A 9,642-nucleotide genomic window follows, 5' to 3' on the forward strand; every position below is an offset into this window, starting at 1 on the left:
GTTGGCGGAGCCCGCCGCCGAAGACGGCCGCGGCCTCGCCCTCGTCCGGGCCTGCACCGACGTATGGGGCTGGCAGCCCTCATCCCGCTTCGGCCACCGAGGCAAGTACGTCTGGTGCGAACTGCCGGCCGCATAACGCGCCCCAGACCAATCACCCCTCGCATCCGCCGAAGAGCCCGCATCGCTCGTTAAGCACGCCGACAGAAAGGGGATCCGATGGTCAGCTCGCCACACGAGGCGCTGCATCAGATCTGTCAGAAGGACACCGAGGGCATGATCCGCAGCTTCCGAAGGCTGTTCCACGTGCCGTTTCCGGAGCCTCGCGCGATCTCCGTGGTCAACACGGACCTGACGGAGATCGCTCCGGTGGAGCGCCGGGTGGACAGCCTGGTGCGGGTGGACACCGATGAGGGCGCCTTCCTGCTGGTTCTGGAATCGCAGGGAGAGAAGGACGACCGGAAGCGGGGCAGCTGGCCGTACTACCTCGCGTACCTCCACGAGAAGTACCGCTGTGAGCCGGTGCTGATCGTCATGACCCAGAGCCGTGCCACCGCCCGGTGGGCCGCCCAGCCCATCAGGTTCGGCCTGCCGGGCTCAGCCTCGCTCGTCGTACGGCCCCTCGTCCTCGGACCGGACAACGTGCCGGTGATCGCGGACGAGGCGGAGGTGGCACGGGATGTCACCCGCGCGGTGTTTTCGGCGATCACGCATGGTAAAGGCCGGGATGCCGCTGCGATACTGGAACCACTCGCAGCCGTTCTGGAGACCGTGGACCCCGACACTGCGATGGTGTTCGCGGAACTTGTCGAGTCAGGCTTGGTGGACGACCAGGCGAAGAAGGTGTGGAAGGAGCTGATGATGCCGGTGAACTACTTCTTCAAGAACCCGGTCGCGGTGAAGCTGCGCGAGGAGGGGCGGCTGGAGGAGCGGACCGCGAGCGTCCTGCGCACCCTGGACCGGCGTCACATCGACGTACCCGAATCCGTCCGGCAGCGGGTGCGCGGCTGCACCGACCCCGACCTGCTCCAGATCTGGGTGGACCGCGCCTACGACGTCACCGAAGCGGCTGACCTGTTCGATGACGACAAAGCCTGACACGGCGAACGAGAGCCCGGAGAACGACCGGACTCCATGGAAACTGCCCCCGCATATCTGGCACCCGTCGGCACGACGAGCATGGTTGGAAGCTGCGGAAAGGGCCTGGACCGAAGGCTATGTGGAGGGCTTTGAAGAGGGTCGTCTGCAGCGCCTGGTCCTCAGACTCCTCTACTGGCGAGACATCGAGGCGCCTCCAGCCGTTCGCAGCAAGATCCTGGCGACCACCGACTTGGACAAGCTCAGGCTCTTGCGCGACCGCGCCTACGAAGTGACGGACCCGGCTGACCTCTTCGCCCCTGAATGACGTGTGAGGGCCGGGATGAACGCCGGCCCTCACACGGGCGTTACTCGGAGTCCTCCTCCGCCACCCCCTCCACCGGCGGAGGTGTCGGCCTGAGCCACAGCCACCCCAAAAAGAACACCCCCAACCCCAGCATCCCCAACCCCGTCCACAGGCTGATGTTGACGCCCTCCGCCTTGTCGATGTCGGCGTCGGAAGCCGTGATGCCGGCGAGGGTGACGATGACGCCGTAGACCACGAACAGGCCGCCGATGATGCGGCGGATGTCGAAGAGGCGGGCGGCGGTCGCGGACTTGCCCTGGAGGTCGGTGACCTCGCGCTGGACGTCGCGCTCGGAGTAGCCGGAGTATCCGGAGTGATCGGAGTGATCGGAGTGATCGGACATGTGGATCAACCCTCCGGTGGTCAGAACGAGAACGGGATGTAGCAGGCCGCGGCCAGGACGACCGCACCCCAGCCGAGCAGCGCCGGCCGGCGGTACCACGCGTCGTCGCCCTCCCCGGGCGGCTCCTCCATGCCGGGGGAGCGGGTGCCGTAGACCAGGCCCTGGAGGTCATCCGCCGGCTTGGGGGCCGTGAAGAGGGAGACGGCGACCATGACCACCCCGCCCGCCACGAACCCGGCGATCGCGGAGACGAAGTTGGCGCCCTGGTCGGAGGGGATGTCGAGGACGTCCTGCTTGTAGAGGACGAAGTAGTTGATCATTGCGGCCGTCGTGCCGGCCAGCAGGCCCCAGAAGCCGGACTTCATCGACGCGCGCCGCCAGAACATGCCGATGATGAAGACGACGAACATCGGGACGTTGAAGAAGGAGAACAGCGTCTGGAGGTAGCTCATGATGTTCGAGAAGGACGAGGCCAGGAAGGCTGTTCTTCTCCGTGGCGCCCAGATTGGCCGCGATGAACGCGAGGCCCGTGACCCAGGCGGGCAGGGAGCGCCCGGAGAGGAAGAAGTCGAGGCTCGTTCTCACCGACCGCCGGGCGGCGAGGCCGATGCCCAGGACCACGACGAAGTAGATGGCGAGGATCGTGTAGTCGAGCCAGTCGGTGGGGAGCCGAAGCTCGGCGGCGAGGTTCTCCATGCGCAGCTCGCTTCAGTTGGCAGATTCTGGTGTTCTTTGTTTGGTTGTGATGGTGACGGGCGTGGGAACTTGTGCTTTGATGTGTTCGGTTCTGTTTGATGGACTAGACGGATTAGATGGATTACTGGCGTGATTGCGGTACGGATGGGGAGTCCGGCGTGAAGAAGACCTCGACCCGGCTGGCCGACGGTCGTGAGCTGATCTACTACGACCTGCGCGACGACACCGTCCGCGACGCGGTGGACAAGCGACCCCTGGAGCGCACCGTCACCACTTCGGAGGTGCGCCGGGACCCGCTGCTCGGCGATTCCGTGGCGATCGCCTCGCACCGCCAGGGCCGCACCTACCATCCCCCGGCGAACGAGTGTCCGCTCTGCCCCTCCGAGGGCGACCGGCTCAGCGAGATCCCCGACTCCTCGTACGACGCCGTGGTGTTCGAGAACCGCTTCCCCTCGCTGGCCGGTGACGCCGGCCGCTGCGAGGTCGTCTGCTTCACCTCGGACCACAACGCGGCCTTCGCCGACCTGACCGAGGAGCAGGCCCGTCTGGTCCTGGAGGCGTGGACCGACCGCACAGCGGAGCTGTCGCATCTCCCCTCCGTCGAGCAGGTCTTCTGCTTCGAGAACCGCGGTGCCGAGATCGGTGTGACCCTGGGGCACCCGCACGGGCAGATCTACGCGTACCCCTTCACCACGCCCCGTACCGCGCTGATGCTGCGCTCACTCGCGGCCCACAAGGACGCGACGGGCGGCGAGAACCTCTTCGACGCCGTCCTGGAGCGGGAACTCGCCGAGGAGCGGATCGTGCTCCGGACCGAGCACTGGGTCGCCTTCGTGCCGTACGCGGCGCACTGGCCGTACGAGATCCACCTCTACCCGACGCGCCGGGTGCCCGACCTGCTCGGGCTCGACGAGGACGCGCGCACAGAATTCCCCCAGGTCTATCTGGAACTCTTGAGGCGCTTCGACCGGATCTTCGGCGAAGGTGAACCGCCCACGCCGTACATCGCAGCCTGGCACCAGGCCCCGTTCGGCGCGCTGGAGGAGTTCGAAGGCGTCGTACGCGAGGACTTCGCGCTCCACCTCGAGCTCTTCACCATCCGCCGCACCTCCGGCAAGTTGAAGTTTCTCGCGGGTTCCGAATCCGGTATGAACGTGTTCATCAACGACGTGCCGCCGGAGCGCGCGGCCGAGCGACTGCGAGAGGTAGCGAGTTCATGAGCAGCGGTAAGTACCTGGTCACCGGTGGCGCGGGCTATGTCGGCAGCGTGGTCGCCCAGCATCTGCTGGAGGCGGGCCACGAGGTCGTCGTCCTCGACAACCTCTCCACGGGCTTCCGCGAGGGCGTGCCGGCCGGCGCGGCCTTCATCGAGGGCGACATCCGCGACGCCGCCAAATGGCTGGACACCTCCTTCGACGCCGTCCTCCACTTCGCCGCGTTCTCACAGGTCGGCGAGTCCGTCGTGAAGCCCGAGAAGTACTGGGACAACAACGTCGGCGGCACCATGGCGCTGCTCGGCGCGATGCGCGAGGCGGGCGTCCGCAAGCTGGTCTTCTCCTCCACGGCCGCCACGTACGGCGAGCCGGAGACGACCCCGATCGTGGAGTCCGCCCCGACGAAGCCGACGAACCCGTACGGCGCCTCCAAGCTCGCCGTCGACCACATGATCACCGGCGAGGCCGCCGCCCACGGGCTGGGCGCGGTGTCGCTGCGCTACTTCAACGTGGCGGGCGCGTACGGCTCGTGCGGCGAGCGCCACGACCCCGAGTCGCACCTCATCCCGCTGGTCCTCCAGGTCGCGCAGGGCAGGCGCGACGCGATCTCCGTCTACGGCGACGACTACCCGACGCCGGACGGCACCTGCGTCCGCGACTACATCCACGTGGCGGACCTGGCCGAGGCCCACCTGCTGGCGGTCGCCGCCGCGCAGCCGGGCGAACACCTGATCTGCAACCTCGGCAACGGCAACGGCTTCTCGGTGCGGGAAGTGATCGAGACCGTCCGCCAGGTGACGGGCCACCCCATCCCGGAGGTGGCCGCCCCGCGCCGCGCCGGCGACCCCGCGACCCTGGTGGCCTCCGCCGCCACGGCCCGCGAACGCCTCGGCTGGAACCCGTCCCGCGCGGACCTCGCGGCCATCGTCGCGGACGCGTGGAAATTCGCGCAGGAGCGCGACAAGTAGTGTGCCGGCTCAGCCAGTTCGGTTGGCTGGTCGGTCGGTAGTCAGGTACGGAAAGGGCAGGGTCAGGGGATGAGCGAGACCGTAGAGGTCGCTGTCGCCGAGCGGTTCGAAGAGCTGTACGGGGCGGAGCCGGAGGGAGTGTGGGCGGCGCCGGGCCGGGTGAACCTCATCGGCGAGCACACCGACTACAACGACGGTTTCGTCATGCCCTTCGCCCTCCCGCACACCGCCGTCGCGGCGGTCTCCCGGCGCACGGACGGCCTGCTGCGCCTGCACTCCGCCGACGTCGATGGCGGCGTCGTCGAGCTCACCCTCGAAGGGCTGACCCCGGAGGCCGACCGAGCCTGGACGGCATACCCCTCCGGCGTCGTCTGGGCGCTGCGCGAGGCCGGCCACACGGCGGTCACCGGCGCCGACATCCACCTCACCTCCACGGTCCCGACGGGCGCCGGGCTCTCCTCCTCGGCGGCCCTGGAAGTGGTCGTGGCGCTGGCCCTGAACGACCTGTTCGACCTGAACCTCAAGGGCTGGCAGCTGGCCCGGCTGTGCCAGCGCGCCGAGAACGTCTACGTCGGCGCCCCCACCGGGATCATGGACCAGACGGCCTCCGCGTGCTGCGAGGCCGGCCACGCCCTGTTCCTGGACACCCGCGACCTCTCCCAGAAGCAGATCCCCTTCGACCTGGCCGCCGAGGGCATGCAGCTCCTGGTCGTCGACACCCAGGTCAAGCACTCCCACAGCGAGGGCGAGTACGGCAAGCGCCGCGCCGGCTGCGAGAAGGGCGCCGCCCTGCTCGGCGTCGACGCGCTGCGGGACGTGGCGTACGACGAGCTGGACGCGGCCCTCGACCGCCTCGGCGACGAGGAGGAGGTCCGCCGCCTGGTCCGCCATGTGGTGACGGAGGACCGGCGGGTGGAGCGGGTCGTCTCCCTCCTGAAGTCGGGCGAGACCCGCGCGATCGGGCCCGTCCTGACCGCCGGCCACGCCTCCCTGCGCGACGACTTCCGCATCTCCTGCCCCGAACTGGACCTCGTCGTCGACACGGCGTCGGGCGCGGGCGCCCTGGGTGCCCGCATGACGGGCGGCGGCTTCGGCGGCTCCGCGATCGTCCTCGCCGAGGCGGCGGACGCGGAGACGATCACCAAGGCGGTGGAAGAGGCCTTCGCCGCGGCCGGGTTCACCGCGCCCAGGGTCTTCGTGGCGGTGCCTTCGGCGGGGGCGCGGCGGGTTTTGTGATCTGGGTGCGTTGACCTGGGGTGTGAGGTGGGGCGGGGCCGACGGGCCCCGCCCCACGACCATGAACACGGCCAACTCCCCGCACTCCAGGGCCACATCTGAGTACGAGCACTCATGTGTTGGCGGATCTCGCCCATGACACTGTCACAGCAGGTAGTTAGAGTTGCCGGAGGTAATGGCTTTACGGGGAGGGCGACGATGTCGAAGGGCGACGGGGCGGATGGATCCTCGGGCGGTTCGTGGATGTCCGGCCTGTTCGACACCGCATTTGACTCCGTGCGGGACGCGGCCGGAGATCTGGTCACCGAGCTGTCGTCGATCGCGGCCTTCCAGAAGCGCGTCGACCAGCTGATCAGCGACCTCAAGGACTCCGACGCCGGCCCCGGCAAGGTCGGCAAGGAACAACTCGTACGCACCCAGTTCGGCGGCGGCAACGGCGAATGGGCGGAGGCGGCGGGCCTGTTCACCGCGTACGAGACAGTGATCACCGAACTGGAAAACCTCTCGAAGCTCCTCTCCGACTCGATGGAGGGCATGGGCATCGCCGTCCTCGCCGCCCACAAGGGCTACCAGAACATCGACCTCGACATCCGTGACCGCATGGCGGCGATCAGCGCGGAGACGACGGAGCACTACGGCGGGGCGTACGACCCGGGTCTGCCGCAGCGGGGCGGTGCCGGCCGGGACGCGACACCGCCGGATCAGGCACAGGCACCCGCGGACGGCGGCGACTCGGGAGGCACGATCTGATGGCAGGCGGCGGCACCTTCGACGGCATGAGCCACGAGCGCATGCTCCAGTGGCTCGACCAGGCCAACAGCGGAACAGTCCAGTCCGCAGCCGACCGGCTGGCAACGGCGGCCGAGGAGATTCGTAAGATCGCCGACGAGCTCAAGATCCGCCCCCAATGGGTCGAGTGGAAGGGCGAGGGCGCGGACGCCTTCCGCGCCTGGACCGCCGACCTGGCCAACTCCACGCTGCGCCTGGGCGACTTCAGCGAGAGCTCCGCGAAGTGGCTGGCCCAGGCCTCCGACGCCATCGCCCGCGCCCAGGCCGCGATCCCGCGCATGGCGGAGGGGGCTCAGACGAACCTCGACGCGGCGACGGTCGCCCACAACGACCCCGACGCGGACACCATCTCCGCCAAGTCCGCAGCCGAACTCACCGCGCTGGCGGCCGGCAAGGAGAAGGTGCGGCAGGAGGCCGCTGCGGAGATGGTGAAGCTGGGGCAGGCTTACGCGTTTTCGGCGGTGCAGCTGAACGCACTGGAGAGGCCCAAGTTCGCGCCGCCGCCGACGGCGATCGCGCCAGCTCCTATCGACGAACAAAGCTCTGACCTGGCACGTCCGGGCGCTTCTGCACAGAGCACTCCTTCGCCAGGCGAAGTCTCCTCACTGGATTCGGTTCGGAGCCGGGATGTCACTTCCGAGGCTTCCGACACGAGGCGATCGTTGGATACTCGCTCACCAGAGCGTGTCGCGCCGGCGGAGGACGCGCCCGCGCCTCGGATGGGTATCGACTCGGTGGAAACGTTGCCGCAGGACAAGCGGACAGCGACGGGTCCGCCAAGCGGTCCGCCCAGTGCCGGACGGTTGGAGGGGCCGGGAAGCCCTCCGCACTCGAATTGGGCTCCCCCAGTGACGGGTAGGCAGGGTTTGCCCGCTGGTGGCCCGCCGGCGCAGGGGCGACCGGCCGTGACTGGCCGTATGCCTCAGTTCCCTGCTGGTCAGGCTGTTCAATCTCCGAATGCCGTGCGTGCGCCGGGCGGTAGTAACGGCATCATCGGCGGTCGTCCGGTCACCCCGCCCTTGGGCGGCCAGGCGGGAACGCCCCATCGTGGAACCGTGGTAGCGGCACCACCGGGCTCGACCGGACGTCCCCCGATGGGCCCCACCACCGGTACGGCGACTCCCACGGGACGAGCGGCCGGTCAGCAGGGACCGACGACCGGTCGCCGTCTCCCCTCGCCGAACGGCGGCGTCATCGGAGGCGCTCCGCAACAGACGGGCCGTGCGGTGCGCAGCTCCGGTGGCTCGGGTGGGACGGCAGGAACCGGTACGACCTCCGGTGGTGGTACGACGCGTGGCGGCATCGTAGGCGGTGCACCCGGCGGTGTTCGCCCTGGGGAGAACAGAGGAACAGGCACCCCTCGCGTACCCGGGTCGAACTCCTCAACGCGCACGGACAACAGGAACGTCCGGCCACGCCGCCCTGCCAGCGACGAGGAGACCCGACGGCAGGGCAACAGCCGCACCGCACCACCGGCCGCCGACTGACGCCTATCCCGGAACGGAGAGAGCGAACCGCATGCACACCACCAGCCCTCGACATGGACGCCACCATGCCATGGCATCGGCGCTACTCGGCCTGCTACTGGTGGGAGTCACGGGAGTACCTGCCCACGCCGCCTCAACCCGTGAGCAACAGTGGTTTCTTGACGCGATGAAGGCCGAGCAGATGTGGCAGACCAGCACCGGTAAGGGCATCACGGTCGCCGTCATCGACACCGGAGTTGACCCGGACAATCCCGACTTGGAAGGGCAGGTACTTGAAGGGAAGGACTTCGCGCCTTCAAGCCGCGCCGGCGACGAACACACGGATTACGACGGTCACGGCACCGGAATGGCCGGGCTTATAGCTGGCACGGGAGCATACGGAGGCGGCGACGGTGCGTTCGGGCTAGCCCCCGGGGCCAAAATCCTTCCCATCCGGATGCCACATCCCGATGAGATGGGTGCATTCGATGGGTCTGGGTATTTCAGCAAGAGCATTCGCTACGCGGCTGATTCCGGAGCTCAGGTCATTAACATCTCGATGGGCGGCGGTTACAGAAACCCCGAGCTGACCGAGGCGGTCAGGTATGCCGTGGACAAGGGTTCGCTGGTCTTCGCGGGCGTCGGCAATGATGCCGACAAGGTGCATCAGATGAGCGAACTGGCTGCCACGCCCGGTGTCGTGGCCGTGGCGGCAGTAGGCAAGAACCTCCGTAGGGCGTCCTGGTCCCAGTACGGCCCTGAGGTTGACATCTCCGCCCCGGGTGAAGACATGGTCCATGCCTGTGGAGGTAAGACCGGCCTCTGCAAGACCAGCGGCACCAGCGACGCCACCGCCATTGCCTCCGCCAGCGCCGCCCTCATCTGGTCCAAGCACCCCAACTGGACCAACAACCAGGTCCTCCGCGTCATGCTCAACACCATTGGCGCTCCTACCGACGGCGCCGAGCGCAACGACTCCATCGGCTACGGCATCGTCCGCCCCCGCATAGCCCTGCAGAACCCCGGCGCCCTGGGCCCCGCCGACGAATACCCGCTCCCGGACCTCGCGGCCGCATCCTCCGCGTTGCCGTCCCCCGAGGCGTCGGCAACAGATGCCGCCGATCCCCCCGCCCAGGAGAAGAGCACCGAGAGGACAGCCTCCGCTTCCAAAGACAACACCATGGTGTGGATCGTCCTGGGCGGCATCGCCGCCGCACTCCTGGGCGGGGCGATCGCTGCCTTCGTAATCGTCCGCAAACGCCGTGCTCCGAAAGCGGTGCCGAGCCCGGTAACCATCTACCCCCCGGACCCACTTCAATACCCCACACCGCAACATCCGCCTTCTCCGTACTCACCTCCCAGCGCCCCGGGCCACAACGCTCCCAGAGACCAGGGGGCGAGCCCTACCTGAGCCCAGACGTGTGTGAAACCTTCATGCGAGACAACGCGCAAGCGATTCACGCCAAGGGCCGCGTTGGTAAGTTAAAGC

Annotated in this window: 11 protein-coding genes and 1 pseudogene; 10 read left to right on the top strand and 2 right to left on the bottom strand. The window is 68.3% G+C overall.

Annotation, left to right across the window (positions count from 1 at the left end):
- From I8N67_RS43535 to I8N67_RS39965, 3 genes are all read left to right on the top strand, one after another.
- A partial coding sequence (locus I8N67_RS43535; protein ID WP_504740837.1) for an ATP-binding protein occupies nt 1-136 on the top strand: 136 nt, incomplete at its 5' end.
- 80 nt (nt 137-216) lie between these two features.
- On the top strand, nt 217-1,095 hold the full coding sequence (locus I8N67_RS39960) for a hypothetical protein (RefSeq protein ID WP_200309216.1): 879 nt from the start codon (nt 217-219) through the stop codon (nt 1,093-1,095).
- An 85-nt stretch (nt 1,096-1,180) separates the two neighbouring features.
- Nucleotides 1,181-1,402 (top strand): hypothetical protein, encoded by a 222-nt coding sequence (locus I8N67_RS39965; protein ID WP_200309217.1) that lies wholly within the window; start codon nt 1,181-1,183, stop codon nt 1,400-1,402.
- Nucleotides 1,403-1,442: 40 nt separating this feature from the next.
- Here I8N67_RS39965 and I8N67_RS39970 read toward each other — a convergent pair whose 3' ends face one another.
- Both I8N67_RS39970 and I8N67_RS39975 read right to left on the bottom strand, forming a co-directional pair.
- The gene (locus tag I8N67_RS39970; RefSeq protein ID WP_200309218.1) at nt 1,443-1,784 is read right to left on the bottom strand and encodes a hypothetical protein; all 342 of its coding nucleotides are present in this window, start codon (nt 1,782-1,784) and stop codon (nt 1,443-1,445) included.
- Between the two features lie 20 nt (nt 1,785-1,804).
- A pseudogene (locus I8N67_RS39975) lies at nt 1,805-2,269 on the bottom strand (Na+/galactose cotransporter); the annotation flags it as partial.
- Between I8N67_RS39975 and I8N67_RS39980 the strand changes: the two are divergent.
- The 7 genes from I8N67_RS39980 (at nt 2,235) to mycP (ending at nt 9,564) form a co-directional block, all read left to right on the top strand.
- Complete coding sequence (locus tag I8N67_RS39980; RefSeq protein ID WP_200309219.1) at nt 2,235-2,579, top strand: hypothetical protein; 345 nt, start codon at nt 2,235-2,237, stop codon at nt 2,577-2,579. The pseudogene I8N67_RS39975 and the gene I8N67_RS39980 sit on opposite strands and share 35 nt — an antisense overlap.
- A gap of 59 nt (nt 2,580-2,638) precedes the next feature.
- Nucleotides 2,639-3,700 (top strand): galactose-1-phosphate uridylyltransferase, encoded by a 1,062-nt coding sequence (galT, locus tag I8N67_RS39985; RefSeq protein ID WP_200309220.1) that lies wholly within the window; start codon nt 2,639-2,641, stop codon nt 3,698-3,700.
- The gene (gene galE, locus I8N67_RS39990) at nt 3,697-4,662 is read left to right on the top strand and encodes a UDP-glucose 4-epimerase GalE (RefSeq protein ID WP_200309221.1); all 966 of its coding nucleotides are present in this window, start codon (nt 3,697-3,699) and stop codon (nt 4,660-4,662) included. The genes galT and galE overlap by 4 nt, the downstream gene beginning before the upstream one ends.
- Before the next feature lie 69 nt (nt 4,663-4,731).
- Nucleotides 4,732-5,898, top strand: coding sequence for a galactokinase (gene galK / locus I8N67_RS39995; RefSeq protein WP_200309222.1), 1,167 nt, complete (start codon nt 4,732-4,734; stop codon nt 5,896-5,898).
- A gap of 198 nt (nt 5,899-6,096) precedes the next feature.
- Nucleotides 6,097-6,648, top strand: a complete 552-nt coding sequence (locus tag I8N67_RS40000) for a DUF2563 family protein (RefSeq protein WP_234047025.1) — start codon at nt 6,097-6,099, stop codon at nt 6,646-6,648.
- Entirely contained in the window at nt 6,648-8,174 is a 1,527-nt protein-coding gene (locus I8N67_RS40005; RefSeq protein WP_200309223.1) for a WXG100 family type VII secretion target, read from the top strand. The genes I8N67_RS40000 and I8N67_RS40005 overlap by 1 nt, the downstream gene beginning before the upstream one ends.
- 70 nt (nt 8,175-8,244) lie before the next feature.
- The gene (gene mycP / locus I8N67_RS40010) at nt 8,245-9,564 is read left to right on the top strand and encodes a type VII secretion-associated serine protease mycosin (protein ID WP_234047026.1); all 1,320 of its coding nucleotides are present in this window, start codon (nt 8,245-8,247) and stop codon (nt 9,562-9,564) included.
- The last annotated feature ends 78 nt before the right edge of the window (nt 9,565-9,642 follow it).

It is taken from the genome of Streptomyces adelaidensis (assembly GCF_016598475.1).
GTDB classification, from domain to species: domain Bacteria; phylum Actinomycetota; class Actinomycetes; order Streptomycetales; family Streptomycetaceae; genus Streptomyces; species Streptomyces adelaidensis.

Excerpts from the sequence above, each read along its gene's own strand:
- I8N67_RS39960 (WP_200309216.1), top strand. The coding sequence starts at position 217 with ATGGTCAGCTCGCCACACGAGGCGCTGCATCAGATCTGTCAGAAGGAC.
- I8N67_RS39970 (WP_200309218.1), bottom strand. The coding sequence starts at position 1,784 with ATGTCCGATCACTCCGATCACTCCGATCACTCCGGATACTCCGGCTAC.
- I8N67_RS39980 (WP_200309219.1), top strand. The coding sequence starts at position 2,235 with ATGATGTTCGAGAAGGACGAGGCCAGGAAGGCTGTTCTTCTCCGTGGC.
- galE (WP_200309221.1), top strand. The coding sequence starts at position 3,697 with ATGAGCAGCGGTAAGTACCTGGTCACCGGTGGCGCGGGCTATGTCGGC.
- galK (WP_200309222.1), top strand. The coding sequence starts at position 4,732 with ATGAGCGAGACCGTAGAGGTCGCTGTCGCCGAGCGGTTCGAAGAGCTG.
- I8N67_RS40000 (WP_234047025.1), top strand. The coding sequence starts at position 6,097 with ATGTCGAAGGGCGACGGGGCGGATGGATCCTCGGGCGGTTCGTGGATG.
- I8N67_RS40005 (WP_200309223.1), top strand. The coding sequence starts at position 6,648 with ATGGCAGGCGGCGGCACCTTCGACGGCATGAGCCACGAGCGCATGCTC.
- mycP (WP_234047026.1), top strand. The coding sequence starts at position 8,245 with ATGGCATCGGCGCTACTCGGCCTGCTACTGGTGGGAGTCACGGGAGTA.